Annotated in this window: 16 protein-coding genes and 1 tRNA gene; 3 read left to right on the top strand and 14 right to left on the bottom strand. The window is 70.5% G+C overall.

Translation table 11 applies throughout. The features are described from left to right. The first annotated feature begins 24 nt into the window (after positions 1 to 24). Both ACYQ78_RS36110 and ACYQ78_RS36115 read left to right on the top strand, forming a co-directional pair. Complete coding sequence (locus ACYQ78_RS36110; RefSeq protein ID WP_459805478.1) at positions 25 to 591, top strand: HdeD family acid-resistance protein; 567 nt, start codon at positions 25 to 27, stop codon at positions 589 to 591. 26 nt (positions 592 to 617) lie between these two features. Continuing rightward, positions 618 to 1,835 (top strand): aminotransferase class III-fold pyridoxal phosphate-dependent enzyme, encoded by a 1,218-nt coding sequence (locus ACYQ78_RS36115; RefSeq protein WP_459805479.1) that lies wholly within the window; start codon positions 618 to 620, stop codon positions 1,833 to 1,835. Here ACYQ78_RS36115 and ACYQ78_RS36120 read toward each other — a convergent pair. The 8 genes from ACYQ78_RS36120 to ACYQ78_RS36155 all read right to left on the bottom strand — a co-directional run bounded on the left by ACYQ78_RS36120 (position 1,812) and on the right by ACYQ78_RS36155 (position 9,288). Next, complete coding sequence (locus tag ACYQ78_RS36120; RefSeq protein ID WP_459805480.1) at positions 1,812 to 2,030, bottom strand: helix-turn-helix domain-containing protein; 219 nt, start codon at positions 2,028 to 2,030, stop codon at positions 1,812 to 1,814. The genes ACYQ78_RS36115 and ACYQ78_RS36120 overlap by 24 nt on opposite strands. A 197-nt stretch (positions 2,031 to 2,227) precedes the next feature. After that, positions 2,228 to 2,968: a hypothetical protein gene (locus tag ACYQ78_RS36125; protein ID WP_459805481.1), complete on the bottom strand. Its 741-nt coding sequence runs from the start codon at positions 2,966 to 2,968 to the stop codon at positions 2,228 to 2,230. 199 nt (positions 2,969 to 3,167) lie between these two features. Then, positions 3,168 to 3,240 (bottom strand) — tRNA-His (locus ACYQ78_RS36130). 65 nt (positions 3,241 to 3,305) lie between these two features. Next, the gene (gene orn, locus ACYQ78_RS36135; protein ID WP_459805482.1) at positions 3,306 to 3,902 is read right to left on the bottom strand and encodes an oligoribonuclease; all 597 of its coding nucleotides are present in this window, start codon (positions 3,900 to 3,902) and stop codon (positions 3,306 to 3,308) included. Between the two features lie 22 nt (positions 3,903 to 3,924). Further along, a complete protein-coding gene (locus tag ACYQ78_RS36140; RefSeq protein ID WP_459805483.1) occupies positions 3,925 to 5,022 on the bottom strand; it encodes a DUF2510 domain-containing protein in 1,098 nt (365 codons plus the stop codon). A gap of 19 nt (positions 5,023 to 5,041) precedes the next feature. Continuing rightward, the gene (locus ACYQ78_RS36145) at positions 5,042 to 6,412 is read right to left on the bottom strand and encodes a protein kinase family protein (protein WP_459805484.1); all 1,371 of its coding nucleotides are present in this window, start codon (positions 6,410 to 6,412) and stop codon (positions 5,042 to 5,044) included. A gap of 2 nt (positions 6,413 to 6,414) precedes the next feature. Next, positions 6,415 to 8,184, bottom strand: a complete 1,770-nt coding sequence (locus ACYQ78_RS36150; protein WP_459805485.1) for a serine/threonine-protein kinase — start codon at positions 8,182 to 8,184, stop codon at positions 6,415 to 6,417. 462 nt (positions 8,185 to 8,646) lie between these two features. Then, positions 8,647 to 9,288 carry a pyridoxamine 5'-phosphate oxidase family protein gene (locus tag ACYQ78_RS36155; protein WP_459805486.1) on the bottom strand — a complete coding sequence of 214 codons (642 nt, stop codon included), beginning with the start codon at positions 9,286 to 9,288 and terminating at the stop codon, positions 8,647 to 8,649. A 68-nt stretch (positions 9,289 to 9,356) separates the two neighbouring features. On the opposite strand from ACYQ78_RS36155, the gene pdxR reads away from it, so the two are divergent. Next, positions 9,357 to 10,763: a MocR-like pyridoxine biosynthesis transcription factor PdxR gene (gene pdxR, locus ACYQ78_RS36160; protein WP_459805487.1), complete on the top strand. Its 1,407-nt coding sequence runs from the start codon at positions 9,357 to 9,359 to the stop codon at positions 10,761 to 10,763. Here the strand turns inward: pdxR and ACYQ78_RS36165 are convergent. The 6 genes from ACYQ78_RS36165 to ACYQ78_RS36190 form a co-directional block, all read right to left on the bottom strand. Next, positions 10,710 to 11,180, bottom strand: a complete 471-nt coding sequence (locus ACYQ78_RS36165) for a hypothetical protein (RefSeq protein ID WP_459805488.1) — start codon at positions 11,178 to 11,180, stop codon at positions 10,710 to 10,712. The two genes, pdxR and ACYQ78_RS36165, sit on opposite strands and share 54 nt — an antisense overlap. 171 nt (positions 11,181 to 11,351) lie before the next feature. Further along, a complete protein-coding gene (locus tag ACYQ78_RS36170; protein ID WP_459805489.1) occupies positions 11,352 to 12,155 on the bottom strand; it encodes a polysaccharide deacetylase family protein in 804 nt (267 codons plus the stop codon). Further along, positions 12,152 to 13,057 (bottom strand): glycosyltransferase family 2 protein, encoded by a 906-nt coding sequence (locus ACYQ78_RS36175; protein ID WP_459805490.1) that lies wholly within the window; start codon positions 13,055 to 13,057, stop codon positions 12,152 to 12,154. The genes ACYQ78_RS36170 and ACYQ78_RS36175 overlap by 4 nt, the downstream gene beginning before the upstream one ends. Continuing rightward, complete coding sequence (locus ACYQ78_RS36180; RefSeq protein WP_459805491.1) at positions 13,054 to 13,857, bottom strand: glycosyltransferase family 2 protein; 804 nt, start codon at positions 13,855 to 13,857, stop codon at positions 13,054 to 13,056. The genes ACYQ78_RS36175 and ACYQ78_RS36180 overlap by 4 nt, the downstream gene beginning before the upstream one ends. Before the next feature lie 123 nt (positions 13,858 to 13,980). Then, positions 13,981 to 14,346 carry a hypothetical protein gene (locus tag ACYQ78_RS36185; protein WP_459805492.1) on the bottom strand — a complete coding sequence of 122 codons (366 nt, stop codon included), beginning with the start codon at positions 14,344 to 14,346 and terminating at the stop codon, positions 13,981 to 13,983. 134 nt (positions 14,347 to 14,480) lie between these two features. Continuing rightward, on the bottom strand, positions 14,481 to 16,133 hold the full coding sequence (locus ACYQ78_RS36190; RefSeq protein ID WP_459805493.1) for an RNA polymerase sigma factor: 1,653 nt from the start codon (positions 16,131 to 16,133) through the stop codon (positions 14,481 to 14,483). Between the last annotated feature and the right edge of the window lie 43 nt (positions 16,134 to 16,176).

The following is a 16,176-nucleotide window of genomic DNA, read 5'->3' on the forward strand; positions in this document are numbered from 1 at the left end:
ACCTCCTGATGGAGGTGAGGTCACATGCATGATCTGAACACCGACCTGAACCCGGGCCTCCGCCCGGTGAGCCGGGACACCTGGTGGGCCCTGGCGGTACGCGGCCTGCTGGCGATCGTCTTCGGCGTCGTCACCCTGGCGTGGCCCGGCATCACCCTGGTCGCCCTGGTCTACGTCTTCGCCGCGTACGCCATCGTGAACGGCCTGTTCACCATCGCGGGCGCCTTCCGCGAGGCCAACGCGGGCTCCCGAAGCTGGATGATCTTCTCCGGTGTGCTCGGCGTGATCGCCGGCATCGTGGTGGCCACCTGGCCCGCGATCACCGCGCTCGTGCTGCTCTGGCTGATCGGCGCCTGGTTCGTCGTCACCGGCCTGCTGGAGATCATCGCCGCCGTCCACGCCCGCAGGCGCATCGACAGCGACTGGAGCCTGATGACGGCCGGAGTACTCTCCGTGGTCTTCGGCGTGGTGCTGGTGATCTGGCCCGCAGCAGGTGCCCTGTCGCTGGCCTGGCTGATCGGGATCCTGGCCATCATCCTGGGTGTGGCGCTCTGCTACCTGGCGTACCGGGTGAAGAACATTCGGGTATAGCGCCATGAGCCGGGAATATCTCCATGATGACGGTTCACGAGCGGCTCTCCCGGCACCTGCTCGTCGACGGCCTGCCGGTCGTCCTCGACTTGGCGCGTAGCTCGGGTTCCTGGCTGGTCGACGCCCGCGACGGCCGGAGACACCTCGACTTCTTCACCTCGTACGCCTCGTCGCCCCTGGGCTTCAACCCCTTCGACGACGACCCGGCCTTCCTCGCCCGTCTCGGACGCCTGGCCGCCAACAAGCCGTCCAACTCCGACCTCTACACCGAGGAGCTGGCGGCCTTCACCGAGACGTTCGCGCGCGTCCTCGGCGACCCCGACCTGCCCCACCTGTTCCTCGTGGAGGGCGGCTCGGCGGCCGTCGAGAACGCGCTGAAGGTCGCCTTCGACTGGAAGAGCCGCTGGAACGAGGCCAACGGCCGCCACCCCGGCATGGGCACCCAGGTCCTCCACCTGACCAGGGCCTTCCACGGAAGGGGCGGCTACACCCTCTCGCTCACCAACACCGAACCGGTCAAGACCGACCGCTTCCCCAAGTTCGGCTGGCCCCGCGTCGAGACCCTGGCCCAGGCGGAGGAGGCGTTCCGGAAATACCCCCACGACATCGCCTGCTTCATCGCCGAACCCATCCAGTGCGAGGGCGGCGACATCCACCTCGACGCCGAGTTCCTGCGCGGCATGCAGTCCCTGTGCCACGAACACGAGGCCCTGTTCGTCGTGGACGAGGTCCAGACCGGAGTGGGCGTGACCGGCGCGGCATGGGCGTACCAGACCATGGGCCTGAACCCCGATGTCGTGGCCTTCGCGAAGAAGATGCAGGTCGGCGGAGTGATGGCCGGCAGGAGGGTGGACCTGGTCCCCGACAACGTCTTCCGCGTGAGCGGCCGCATCAGCTCGACGTGGGGCGGCGCCCTGACCGACATCGTCAGAGCCACCAGAATCCTGCAGATCATCGAACGCGACGGCCTGATCGAACGAGCCGCCGTATTGGGCGACAAACTCCTCGGCGCCCTGCGCGAACTGGAATCGGAGGGCCTGCTCCGCGGCGCCCGGGGCCGCGGGTTGCTCGCCGCCTTCGACGTCGCCGACCGCGACGCGGTCGTCACCCGGCTGCGCGAGCGCGAGTCACTGCTGGTCCTGCCCGCGTCAGAGGAGACTGTACGGCTCCGCCCACCCCTGAACGTCACCCCGGAGGAGATCGAAGTGGGGCTGTCCCGCCTACGACGCGGACTGACGCCCTGACCACAGATCGATCGCCGTCCCCCGGGAGGCGACCCCGAGCTTGGCGTAGATCCGGTTGACGTGGTTCTTGACCGTCTTCTCGCTCAGGAACAGCTGCTGCGCGATCTGGTTGTTGGAATGACCGCCCGCGATCAGATCCATGACCTCGGTCTCGCGCTTGCTGAGTGCCGTTCCGGTGGGTTCGTCGACTCGCATCTGGCCTCCGTGGCAGAGATCCGTGGCAGAGAGAAAGTCGCCGAGGGCCCCCGCGCGTCCGGCGTAGCGGTTGAGAGCGAGTTTAACCCGCGTGAAAGCCCAGTGGGGGTTGCTTTGAGGGCAAATCACGTCTCGCGATACGTCACCGAAAGACAGCGGCCCGTCGTGGAGCACCTCAACGGCCGCGCATCGACCGTTCACCGACGGGCGCGGAGGCGCCGCAATCGCGCCAGAGCGCGGGTCCAATGGCCACCGGTGTAGGGACTGCCCCGGCCTTCGGTGGACAGCCAGCACGTGATCACGCGTTCGTATTGATCGCCGATGACATCGACGACCTGTATCCGCATGCTCACTTCGACCACCCGCGCGGCCGTGCGCCGATTGATCGCGAACACCTCGATCCCGGCGTCGGGCAGCCCCGACGGGGGCAGTGACGCGCCGTTTCTGAGGGTCAGGAGGAAGAAGTCGTCTCGGAACGTCACGCCGGTCGCCTCGATCGCCGCGACCGCCTCCGTCCAATCCACCCACGGCGGCGAGGAATCGGATGCGGTGCCCGGACGGCGGACCCGGATCCGATAGGCGGTGGAGTGCACCAGTGCGCGGCCTGGCCCGCCGTTGCGGAGGTGAACGGTCCAGAGCGAGTTACGGACGTAGCGGCTCGGCTCGTCGTAGGCGGACCAGTTGATCACGGGGTGCATCGATCGCGAGAGCTGGAGTCGCGCCAGAATCAGCGTGGCGACGATGCCGGCCAGAGTCGCGGTGGCGGAGAGATCGAGCAAGAGGAATCTCCACGGCCACGAGGTCTTGGCCACGGCGCCCACATTGTTCTTGATCACTTCCCAGCATAAATTGACGAGCAGCAACGTCAGGACGGCCCGGGGCAGCATCCAACTACGGAAGTCCCGCTTGATCAGGCGCTGCTCAGCTGATTCCGCCATGAACCATCTCCCTGATGTGGGCGCCGCCGCGAGAATGGGCCTTCTCCTGTGGAAGCTACGCGTCGATTTCCGGCCACGAGTAGCGCTTCGCCGTGAGGCCGGAGTCGGCCGGGCAGGCGGAGCCGTGGCGGACGTAACGGAGAAGAGTGGCCCGGGGAAACGATGAAGGGCCGGTCCCGAAGGACCGGCCCTTGCTCTGGGTGAGTAATGGGACTTGAACCCACGACATCCAGGACCACAACCTGGCGCTCTGCCAACTGAGCTATACCCACCATGTGCGCGATCCCGCTCACCCGGTCTCGCGTACAAGCACGAGTGTAGCGGTATCGCGAGGCAACTACGAACTACTAACGGCCTCCGCCGTGTCGCGCGCCGTCGCCGAGTCGGGGCCCGGCTGGGGGACGAACACGGTCGCCCTGTAATAGCGGAGTTCCCGGATGCTTTCGGTGATGTCGGCGAGGGCGCGGTGGCCGCCCTGCTTCTCCGGGGAGGCGAAGTAGACGCGCGGGTACCAGCGGCGGGCCAGTTCCTTGATCGAGGAGACGTCGATCATCCGGTAGTGGAGGTGGTTGTCCACCACGGGCATGTCGCGGGCCAGGAACGAGCGGTCGGTGGCGATCGAGTTGCCGCACAGCGGGGCCTTCTTGGGCTCCGGGATGTGGCTCCGGATGTAATCCAGGACGATGGCCTCGGCCTCGCCGAGGGTCACGCCGCCCGCCAGGGCTTCGAGCAGGCCGGAGGCCGTGTGCATGGTGCGCACGATCTCCGACATCTGCTCGAGCGACTCCGGCGGGGGCTTGATGACGACGTCGACCCCTTGGTCCAACTGGTTCAGCTCGCCGTCGGTGATCACACAGGCGACTTCCACCAGTGCGTCGCGGCCGAGGTCGAGCCCGGTCATTTCACAGTCGATCCAGACCAGCAGGTCGTTCATGTCCTTAGCGTAGTGCTCCCGCTCAGTTCGTTTGGAGCGAGTCCAGGACATCGCCGACCTGGTCGGACTTCAGGTTGTCGGGGATCGACACGTAGAAGAACGACGGCCGCTCACCCTCGCCCATGTCGACCAGCACGAACGCGCCCGACTCGGTCTTGAACTTGTACTTGTTCTTCGCCGCCTCGGCGGAGAAGTCCATTTTGTACTCGATGATCCAGGCGTCGCGGTCGCCGACCTTGATCGCCTCGTTGCGGATCACCTGGCGCTCGTGCGCGATGGAGTAGAACATCGGTTCGTACGCCGACAGCAGCGTCGTGGTGACCACTTCGAGGTCTTCGACGCCCCGGTAGGGGAGCATCTGGGGGAGCTGGGCCGCCGCGACGGTGCCCATCCAGTCGGCGCCCTCCTGGCCGTTGAACGCCTTCTGGGAGACGGCGGCGTAGGCGCTGGTGAAGAGCGGGTAGGTCGGGTCGTTGGGGTTGTTCATGGTCTTCGGGTCGTTGACCGCCCACGGCTCGCCGAGGAACTTGTAGCTCAGGCCCGAGACCGGGTCGTTGATCCGGCCGTTCTCCGGCTGCGGGAACGAGGAGATCGACGGCTGCTGGGGCTGCGGGACCTGCTCCTCGGGGATCGGCTGCTCGGTGGGCGGCAGCTGGTCCTGGGGCTGCGGGGGCGGCACCTGCTCGGTGGTCGGGGGAGGCTGGGAGATGACGCCGCTGCCGGAGGTCTGGTTCAGCAGGACGAACGCGCCACCGACGACCAGGGCGATGACCAGCACGATGCCGACTCCGCCGAGCACCCAGGGCAGCGGCGAGGGCGGCTTCGGCGGGGCGCCGAAGTGGGGCATCGGGAGCTGGCTCGTGGCGCCCCACGGCTGCGCGGGCGGCGGGGTCGCGCCCCACTGCGGGGTGGGCGCCGTGATGGGTGCCGGGGGGCTGAACACGGCGGTGGCGGCGATCGGCGCGGCCTCGATGTCGGCGCGCTCGGAGGGCTCGGGCGGAGCCGGGGCCTCCTGGCCTTCGAGGGGATGGGTGGCGTCGGTCCACTGCGAACCGTCCCACCACCGCAGCTGTGGTGTGCCGTAGGGGTCCGGGTACCAGCCGGCGGGGGTCGTCGTCATGCCAGGCAGCCTAGTGAAGTCAGCATTTGTACGAGAAGCTCGCCTTCGCGGAGATCGGCTTCCCTTCGGGCGTGTGGTCGAGCACGCGCAGCGTGGCGGTGCCCTTGAATCTGCCCGGTCCGCTGACCTGCCAGATGAGCGGAAGATCTACCGAAGTCGTCCCCTTGTCGACCTTCTGGCTGCCTTCGGTCTTCTTGCCGTCGCTCTGGTCCCACTCGAATTTGAACGTTCCGGCCTCGCCGTTCGTCGTGACGACCGCCATGATCCTGGTCTTGGCGTCGCACCCCTGGGTCTTCTTCGGGGCCGACACGCTGACCTTGGACACCGCCATCTCGGCGGGCGGCGCCATCCGCAGGTAGAGGATGAACGCGGCCAGCAGCAGGCAGATCAGCAGGGAGCTGAACCAGGCGGTCCGGCGCTTGGGCTTGGGCTTGCGGCGGCCCTTGGCGACCTGGTCGGGGTGCTGGGTGGCGCCCGACCGCCAGATCTGGGCGGCCGTGGTGTCGGCGGGCACTCCCGGGCCGAACCGCATGCCGCCCGCCTCCGCCTGGGGCGGACCGCCCGGCCCCGCGCCCATGTGGCGGGACGGGTCGAGCAGCGTCTGCAGCTCGCCGGTCTGCGGCAGCCGGGCCGGGGGGAGCGCGGCCGCCACCGGGGGCAGCGCCGACCAGGCGTGCAGGGTGCGCACCAGCGACTCGCGGCTGCTGAACCCGGCCGGGAGCATGTCGCGGCCGTTGGTCAGGGTGTCGCGGGCGGCGGCCAGGCCGTGGGAGGAGGCCACCGAGGCGGCGTGGTCGAGCAGTTGCGCCTGCTGCCCGGTGGCCCAGCTCGCCGAGAGCGTGCGGGCCAGGGACTGCCAGGCGGCGATGTCACGTTCCGGCGAGGCGGGATCGCCGCGCAGCGCCTCCAGCAGGCCGCGTTCGGCCAGCAGCGCCGAGCCGTCTTCGCCGATCACGACCGTGCCGGGATGGACCGCGCCATGGGTGAGGCCGGCGGCGTGCAGGCCCAGCAGGGTCTGGGCGGTCTCGATGAGGATCGTGGCGGCGCTGCCGGCGTCGGGCCCCCACCCGGGCTGGGTCGCGCCGGTGAGCAGGTCGGCCACCGTCGGGACGGCGCGGCGGCCGGTGATCAGCCAGACCTCGCCGTGGGCGGCCACCAGGTCGGAGATCGGCAGCAGGCCGTACTGCCCCGACTGGGCCAGCCTCCGATCAGCGGAAATGGCCGCCACCAGGCGCTCACGCGCGCCCGGGGCGGCCAGGAGGTGATCGTTGAACCGGAGCAGCCCCGACGGCTCGCCGCCGGGGCTTTCCGCGTCGTGCCAGGTGCCGACCTCGCTGACCCTCGTTCTGCCGGTCAGCAGGTGGCCCGCGACACTTCCCCCGTCATGCATGACTACTTACGCCTCCGCCGGTGCCTTCCCGCCATCGATCGCTTCACGGCAAGTGTGGCGGGGACGAGCCCGGTCGTCATCAGTCCGAGCGCGAAGAATCCGGCGGCGGCCGCTTCTCCGGTGGTCGGCTCGACCGAGGGCTCGACGGTCGGCTCTTCGGTGTCACGGGTGGGCGGCGTCTCCGCGGGAGGCGTGCCCGGCCCGCCCGGTGAACCCGGGTTGCTGGTGCTGGGGTTGGTCGTCGGGGTCTCGGCCGGCGGAGTCACCGTGGGGGTCTCGGCCGGCGGAGTCGGCGTCGGAGAGGCGGTCGTCGGGGTGGGCGAAGGGGACGGGGACTCCTCGCCCGGCTCGCTCGTCGCCGTCGGGTCGCCCGGCTCCTCAAGGCCGCCGCCACCGCCGCCCGGCTTCTTCGTGGGCTTGGTGGTCGGCTTCTTGGTGGGCTTCTTCGTCGGCTTCGGCTTCGGACCCTGGGTGGGCTTCGGCTGGGCGTTCGAGGTCGGCTGGGTGACCGGAGGCTGGTCGCCGCCGTCGGTCGCGGAGTCGGGGGACTCGGTGACCTCGGGGGTCTCGGTGATCGGGACTTCCTCGATCAGGCCGTCGTCGACCTCCTCGACCAGCGGGTCGGGGGTCGCCGAGGTGTTCAGCGGGCTCGGGGTGAGCTGGGTCGTACCGGCCGACAGGGTGGCGCCGCTGATCGAGCCGACCAGGACGGCCGTGCCGCCCGCGATCACCGCCATGCCGACGACGGTCAGGCTGATCTTGACGATCGCCTTGCTGAAGAAGCCCTTGCGGGTGGGCTCCTCACCGCCGCCGTACTCACCGCCGTACTGCTCGCCACCCGCGGCGAGCTGGGTGTCGGCGAGCTGGGTGTGCGCCTCGGGGATGGCCGCGGCGAACGGGAAGAAGGCGGCGAGCAGGCCGGCGAGGGCCGCCAGGCGGCGGCGTCCGCGCTCCTCCCACTGCGGGCCGTAGGTCTCGACCGCGACCGACTCGAGCTCCTGGAGGAACGCGTGGGCCGAGGCCGGGCGCTCCTGCGGGTGCTTGGCCATGCCGCGCGCGATCAGGCCGTGCAGCTGCGGCTGGATGTGCTCGATCGGCGGCTGGGCCGTCTGGTGCTGGTGGGCCAGCGCGGCCAGGTTGTTGGCCTGGAACGGACGCTGACCGGTGAGGCACTCGAAGAACACCACCGTGGCGGCGTAGACGTCGGTCGACGGACCGGCCGGGGCGCCCGCCCACTGCTCGGGCGCCATGTAGGACGGCGTGCCCGAGGCGGGCATGCCCTCGCCCGCGCGGGCGGCGATGCCGAAGTCGACGAGCTTGCTGTGGCCGTTGCCGTCGACCATGACGTTCTCGGGCTTGAAGTCCCGGTGCACCACACCCATGTCGTGGGCGATGGCGAGGCCGATGAGGGAACCCTTGAGGACCGCCAGGGCGGCCTCGGGTCCGGTCGGGCCTTCGGAACGGATCATCGCCCGCAGCGAGACGCCGTCGACGAGCTCCATCACGATCGCGGCCCCGTAGGGCTGCTCGACGTACTCGTAGAAGCGCGCGGCGTGCGGGTTGCGGTCCATCAGCGCGAGGAGGCGGGCCTCGTGCCGGAACCGGGCGATGAAGTTGGGATCGGCTAGGAGTTCTGGGGAGAGATATTTGATCGCGACTGGCGTTCCATCGGCATCGTGCCTAGCCAACACGACCTGTCCGGCTGCGCCGGTGCCGAGCTCGCGTAGCTCCGTATAGCCGGGAACCCGCCAGGCGCCGGTCTGGCCGTACATGCGGTCTCCTTATATGCCCGGGCCCCCACCATGACGAGCACAGAGCCTAACGGTGACTCAAGGCACGAGGGGAAAAGTCATGAGATTGTAGTGACTCAGTGTCAAATGTGACTTTAGTGGTACAGGCGGGCTGACCGGGGACGAGGAGACACGTGCCCGCTTTGGGAGGATGTGTCGGCCGGGCTTCTGACCTGGGCGGATACATCGTAGGGCGATACCGCGACGTATGGGGCGGAGGGTGCCGGGTCATGCCCGAAAGGCATCTGATATCGCAATCGTAGTGACGGCGATCACATCGCCTTGACAAGATCCGGGTGCTCACCGGGTCAAGACGGGGCCGGAAAACGAGGGGAGCCCGGCCTCCCACGCGAGTCCCTCAGCGGGTACTCGATGGCCACGTGGGTGCCGGGCGCCTCGATACGTTAAGAAGACGCGTAGGTCCGCCGGGTGGTTGTCAAAGGCTCACCTACCGGAAATATGCTCCGGAACCGGGATCGCGTGCGTCAGCTTCGGGTCGGTGATCGGCTCACCCCAGGTCGTCACGAGAGGCAGCACGCCCGCCCAGATGGGCAGCTCGTAGTCCTCGTCGTCGTCGTTCGGGCCGCCCGCCCGCATCTTGACCGAGGCCTCCTCCAGCGACAGGGCCAGGACGGCGGTGGCGGCCATCTCCCTGCGGTTGGGCGCCCGCGCGTAGTCCCACTGGCCCGGGGCGAGCTGCTCGGTGATCGCGGCCAGTCCGGCCATCCGCTCGTCGTCGTCGGTGACCAGGCGCGGCACGCCGTAGATCATCGCCGAGCGGTAGTTGACCGAGTGGTGGAAGGTCGACCGGGCCAGCACGATGCCGTCGAGGTGGGTGACCGTGACGCAGACCGTCTCGCCGGGAGCGCCGCGAAGGGTCCGGGCGCCGGTGGATCCGTGGATGTACAGGGTGTCGCCGATGCGGCCGTAACCGGTCGGGACGACCATCGGGGCGCCGTCCACGATCACGCCGAGGTGGCAGATGAGCCCGGCGTCGAGGACGGCGTGCAGGTCGGCGCGGTCGGTGCGGCCACGTTCCTTGGAACGGCCGAGGGCGGTACGAGGGGTGCTGGACAGCTCGGTCATACGGTTACCGTAGAAGCCGAGTGGCCTGGGCGGACACGTCCACTTTCATGGTGTTGAGGGAGACCACTTTGCGGAAGCCACAGGTCGACCTGCCCGTGGCGGTCGACCGGAACAGCCGGGTACCCCTGGTGACCCAGGTCGGCGACCAACTCAGGGCGGCCATGCGCAACGGCCAGCTCACGGCGGGTTCCCGCCTCCCTTCCAGCCGCGCCCTGGCCGGCCTGCTCGGCGTCAGCCGGACGGTGGTCACCGAGGCCTACCAGCAGCTCTACGCCGAAGGCTGGCTCGACGGCCGCCACGGCTCCGGCACCTACGTGGCCGACGTCCACCCCCGGCCCGACGTGCGGCCTTCGCCGATAGAGGTGGCCCACGACGTACCGGAGACGGGTCTGATCGACCTGCGCCCGGGACGGCCCTGGGTGCTCGACTACGACGACGCCGCCTGGCGGCGCGCCTGGCGCGCGGCCGGTGACCTGCCGATGAGCGACCGCCCCGACCTCTACGGCGACCCTCTGCTGCGTGAGGCGCTCGCCGCGCACCTGCGCAGGGCCCGCGCGGTCCCGGCGGGGCCGGGCGACGTGCTGATCACGCGTGGCACCGGCAACGGCCTCGACCTGCTCGCGGCCACGCTGCTGGAACCGGGCGACCGGGTGGGTGTGGAGGAGCCCGGCTACCGGGCCGCGCGGTGGATCTTCGCGTCGCGGGGCGCCGAGATCGTCCCGTGCCCGGTCGACGCCGACGGCGTGATCGTCGAAGAACTGCCCGCCGACCTGCGGATGATCTACACGACCCCGGCCCACCAGTTCCCGACCGGCGGCCGTCTCCCGATCCCGCGCAGGGAACGCCTGCTCGCCTGGGCCCGCGCCACCGGCGCGCTGATCGTCGAAGACGACTACGACGCCGAGTTCCGCTACGACGTGGCCCCGCTCCCGGCCCTCTACGGCCTCGACCCCGAGCACGTCGTGCTGCTCGGCACTCTGTCGAAGTCGCTCAGCCCCGACGTCGGGGTCGGCTGGCTGGTGGCGAGCCCGCCGCTGCTCGACCGCGTCGCGCGGCGGCGCAAGGAACTGGCCGACCGCACCTCGGGCCCGGTCCAGCGCGCGGTCGCGATCCTGCTCGACCGCGGTGACCTCGACCGCCACCTGAGACGCATGCGCCTGGAGTACGCCCGCAGACGGGAGGCCGTGGTGGCCGCCCTCGGTCCGTGGACCAAGGGCGACACGGCCGGTCTGCACGTCCTGGCGGAACTTCCGGAACACGTGGTGCCGGAGGTCGTCGCGGGCGCCCGTGAGCGGGGGGTTCTGGTCGACACGACCCTCCGCCACCACCACGGCCCGCCCCGCGTCCACGGCCTGGTCGTGGGGTACGGCTCGGCCGCACTCCACGATGTCCGCCGGGGCTGCGGGATCGTCAGGAACCTGCTAGATCACGCTCTCCAGGAGCCGGAGCTCCTCCCGGGGACGGGGCACCTCTAACTGCGGCGCGCCGTCTCCGATGATGCGGGCGACGTCGATGGCCCCTGGATCCCCCTCGGCGGAACCCGGAACCTGCGAATGCCCGAAATGCCCCCCACGGGCCCAAAGACGGCGGTTGCCCTCCTGGACCAGCGAATGGGGGAGAGGTAGGGGCGGACCGGCGGGCCAGCGCCGGGGGACCTCCCACGAATCCAGCCAGGCGAGGATCTCGTCCAGACCGTCGAGCTTGCTGTCGGTGAACGGTTCGTGCACCGACCCCAAGACTCTGATCTGGACGCACACCCGGCCGTGCCGGTTGAGGTCTCCGGTGAGGCCGCAGGCCGCGCGGGTCGGCGACAACTGCTGGATGATCTGCCCCGTCACCGGGTTCCACACCAGGTGGGCGGGGCGGTTGAGCTGAACGAGCCGCTGGGCCACGGATTTGGCCGAGATCCCTTGTGGGTCCGTAGGCCAAATGAACCAGACCACCCTGGGCGCCCCCCCGATCATGGGGCCGGCGTCCTGGGGAGCGGGAATGCGACTGGCGACGGGTAGCCATGCCTGGGCCACTGTGCCCCCTCATGTCCTCGGTCGCCCTGTTTTCTCCCCTTATGCTCTTCGAGCGAAACGCGCGATCCCGTACCTGCCCCGGCGCACGACGGCGTAGCCACGGGTCAGTGCGCGCTCCCGGAGATAGACCAGCGGGAGCGCCCTGCCCTCCACGGCGCGGGCGAAGCGGCCCGGCCCGGTGGTCCGGCTGACGGTCAGGCGGGGAACGGCCAGCATGTCGGGGGCGGGCAGCTCGGCGAGATCGTTGGCGACCGCGCACGCGGCCCAGAACCCGGCCCGCCGCGCCTCGCGGCGGACCCGTGCGCTGGAGTAGCCGTAGGGATAGGCCATCGTCGTCACCGGGAGTCCGAGTCTGTCCTCCAAGACCGCTTTGCCGCGCCGGAGTTCCTGGCGCAACTGCGCCTCGGGCAACTGGTCGAGCTGCGGATGGCTGTGGCTGTGGGCGGCGATCTCGTGCCCCTGCGCCGCCGCCTCCCGCGCCTGCGACCAGGTGACCATGAGGTCGAGCGGGGTGCCCGCCGCCTCGCCGCCCGCGTCGGCCACCCAGCCCGTGGTCAGGAAAAGGGTGGCCGGAAACCCGAAACGATCGAGGATCGGCAGCGCCTCGGTGTGGAAGTCGGCGTAGCCGTCGTCGAAGGTGATCACCACGGGCTTCTCCGGCAGGGTGACCCCGGTGCCGTTCACCGCCGCGATCAGGCCCGCGAACGTCATCGGGGTGAACCCGTTGCCCGCCAGGTAGTCGAGCTGCTCGGCGAAGTCACCCGGCCGCACCGCGAGCGGCCGGGTCTCCGCATTCGGCCGGTCGGTGACCGAGTGGTACATCAGGATCGGCACCCGCGTCATCCGCGCGCCTTTCCCACGAGGTAACCCCAGGTGGTCCAGGCCAGCCCGATCACGATCGCCGCCGAGAGGCCCCATCGGAGAGTGACCAGGCCCTTCAGCGCTCCGAGCGGCAGGGTCCTGAAGGTGTACGACCTCTCGCTCGCCAGCCCGTCACCACTGCCCACGCTCTGAGTGACGAGGGCCTTCGACAGCCCCTCGGCGAAGCAGCGCGACCGGAAGTAGCGGAAGGTCTCGCGCGCCGCCGGGACCCGGTGGCCGATGCCCGCCGACGGTTCGAACAGCAGGACCGCGCCGGGCATCCTCTGCGTGAGCCGGATGCAGAACTCGGTCTCCTCGCAGCCCAGCGGGCGGCTCTTGCCGCCCTTGACGCTGCGGCCGATGCCGGTGGAGAACCCGCCGACGGCGCCGATCACCTCGCGGCGGAAGATCGCGTTGCCGCCCATCACGTTGCGGATCGGTGCCCGGGTCTCCGGCATGCCCCTGTAGGTGCAGCCGACCGTCCAGTCGAACTCGACCGGGAACCAGCGCGGCCGTCTCGTGGCCCAGAGCGGGCGGGTCAGCCCGCCCGCCCCGACCACGTCAGGCCCGGCCATGGCCGATTCCAGGCCCTCGATCCAGCCCGGGTCGGCCACCGCGTCGTCGTCGAGGAACGCGACGTACTCGCCGGTGGCCGCCTCGGTCCCGGTGTTCTTGCCACCGGACAGCCCCTTGTCGTGGACGTTCTCCAGCACGATCGCGTCAGGGTAGGCGTCTTTGAGCCGCAGGTGCAGGTCGGGGTTGTGGTCGACGACCAGGATGAGCTCGCGCGCCGCGACCGTCTGGCCCCGCACCGACGCCACCGCGGCGGCGATGTCGTCCCAGCGATCCTCGGTGTACGCGCAGATCACCACGGAGGTGTTCACGCCGCACCCTGGTCGGCCGTGGCCGGCTGGGTCAGCGGCGCGGGAACCGGACGGCGCCGCCGCCACTCCCGCACGATGGTCCGCAGCACCCGCAGCCCGTCGCGGACCGCCCGCAGGTTCGACTCGCCGTGGATGCGGTTGCGCTCGTGGCTGGGCACCTCGTGCACCCGCAGTCCCGCCCTGGCCGCCCGGATGTTCATCAGCGTCTCGACCTCGAAGCCCTCGCAGTCGAGGTCGAGCGCGGGCAGGTGGCGGGCCCAGAAGGCGTTGTATCCGTAGCAGAGATCGGTGTAGCGGGTGCGGTAGAGCGTGTTGACGATCGTCCGCAGCACCGTGTTGCCGGCCCGGCGGGTGACCGTGAGGTCGTCGCTGCCGCCGCCGGGGACGTACCGCGACCCCTTGGCGAAGTCGGCCCCGCCGACCAGCGCGCTCACGAACTGGATGATCTCCCGGCCGTCGGTCGAGCCGTCGGCGTCGATCATCACGATGATGTCGCCCGTGCAGGCCGCGAACCCGGCGGCCAGGGCGTCGCCCTTGCCTCGGCCGGTCTGGTGGACGATCCGCAGGCCCGGCCGCAGTCGCCGGGCGACTTCGACGGTGTCGTCGGTCGAATGGCCGTCGACCAGGACGACTTCGTGCACCCACGTCGGCAGGGTCGCGAAGACGTGGGGGAGGTTCTCGGCCTCGTTCATCGCCGGCACGACCACGCTGACGGTCGGGGAGACCGCGAGGTGGGGGCCGACGGCGGTGTAACGCTCGACATGCGGGAGCGGCCGCAGTCCGGTGATCTCGGGACTCATGGTGACGGAGATGTCCTTCCGGGCGGTCTGTCATGAGCGGAGACTGCCAGCGGACCGGCGCGACTGGACGGGATGGCGCTGAGGAACCCGTCCCGGTCGTGGGGCAGAGGGTGCGTGGGGTCGTCACCCGCCGTGCTGTGCGGGGGTGACGCGAGTGCGTGGGCGGTGAAGCTGGCGCAGGATCACCAGAAACGCGCTCACGACCGCGACGGTGGCCACGCCGGCGCGCGGAGACCAGGCGTCGAGGAGGAGCATCGCCTCGGCGAGAAGAACGTTGACAGCCAGACTGGCGGCCAGTCCGACGGTTAGAGCCGATAGAGGGTCACGATCACGCAACAGTCCGGCGATGGCCGCGCCGGGTGCCACGAGCAGGAACAGGGGCGTCAAGATCAGCCTGGCGGGCGACTGCACGTCGGCCAGCGCGAGCACGGCGCCCGCGAGGCACAGCGCGCCCAGCGCACCGATCAGGATGGTCCGGCTGGTCCCCATGTCACTCTCCCGGCTGGTGGAGGCACTTCATAGGATCAACCGGGGGCGTGCCCGTCAATGCCGACGCTCTCGCGCGGTCCCCGGTTCACAAGGAACAGGGACTCTATCGGTAACGGATGTGCAACCGCGCGTGGTTACTGCTGAGGCTCCCCTGACGTCTGGGTCGCGGGGGTTTCGGTGGGCGCGCTGGTCGGTTCGTCCGGTTTCGGCGTCGGGGTCGGCCGGGGCGGGTTGGTCGGGTCGGGCCAGCCGCCGGGCGGGGGGCCGTAGCCGTCGCCGCGCCAGGAGATCGTGCACGACGGGTTGCCGCCGGGCGAGGTGATCGCGATCGTGGCGCTGCCGGCCGATCGCGGGTTGACGATCGAGATCGTCATGCGCCCGCTGGCGCCCTTCTTCAGCACCCCTCGGACCGGGGCGATCGAGACGCCCTCACCGGCGCGGGCGCTCCACGCTATTGGAGCGTTCCTGGCGGTGAGGTAGAGCACCTCGCCCGTGGCGTCGCCGACGTCGCCGGGGCAGGTCATCGACAGGGCGCCGGTCGCGGCCGTCGGCCGCTTGGTCGGCTTGCGCGTCGGTCTGGGCTTCTGCGTGGGCTTGCGCGTCGGGGCCGCCGCCGCGGTGGGCACCGGTGCGGGCGCCCGGGTGGACGAGGTCTCCTCCGCCTCCGGTTCGGGCGACGCCGGTGGCGTGTCGGGGATCGGCTCCTCGGCGGGCGGGTCGGTGTCGACGTCGTACTGGGGGGCCTGGACGACGTCGTCGGTGGGCTCCGGCAGGGGCATGGCCTCCATCTGGGCGGGGGCGCCCGCGCTGGTGCCGTTCAGCCAGAACACCCCGCCCCCGGCGACCAGGAACACGCCGAGAGCGGCCACGACGGGCGTCGCGCGCCGGGACTTCTTCTTCCCCGCCGCCCGCCGTGACACGCCCCCCGCCCGGCGGCCCCGCTTCACTCGGGGCCGCCTTCCGGCCGGAACGGGGAATCCGTTCCGGTCGAAGAGATCCCCGTCGTGCGCGAGGAGGATCTTCGTCTCATCTCGTTCCGGGTGTGCGCACGTGTCCACGATCCGGCGCCGCAGCGACAGCGGCGGGAACGCCACCGGGACCATCTCCAGCAGCTTCGGCGCCGCGACGTGGCGCTGCTTGCCCTCGGTGCAGACCTCGCAGCCGCCGATGTGACGGCTCAGCCGCTGGCGCAGCAGCGTGCTCAGCGGGCCGTCCCAGGAGTCGACCATCGCCGACAGGTCGGGGCAGTGGGCGCGGCCGGTGCGCGCCAGCACCACGGCGGCGGCCGAGTTCTCCAGGTGGTCGCGGGCCCGCTCCAGCCTCGTCGCCGCCTGGCGGGAGGTCAGCCCCAGCACGGCGCCCGCCTCGGCCGGGGTCAGGTCGTGGCGCAGGGAGAGTTCCAGCACCTCGCGCTCGGGCCCGCTCAGCTCACCCAGCGCCTCGTGGACCAGCGCGGTCATCTCGGGGTCGAGGCTGTCGGCCAGGTCGACCGGCACCGGCGCGGTGGACGGGGTGCGGGCCGCGCACTGGAAGCGCACCAGGGCGTAGAGCCAGGCGCGTAAGCGCTGCGCCTCGGTCAGCCGCCCCACCGAGGCGCAGGCGAGCACGAGGGCGTCGTGCACCGCGCTCGCGGCCAGGTCGAAGTCGCGCAGCCTGGAGTAGGCGTAGTCGTTCAGCCGATCGGCGTACGCGTCGTACAGGCTCGCTGGTGCGTGCGCGTCGGTGCGCTTCAGCGCGTCGAGCAGACGATGGTCGTCGGCTCGGCCGACGGTCGGCCATCCGGGCAACGGAATTCCTCCCCGAGAACAGGGGACCTGCCGGTCCCCACAC

Source organism: Herbidospora sp. RD11066 (assembly GCF_054661255.1).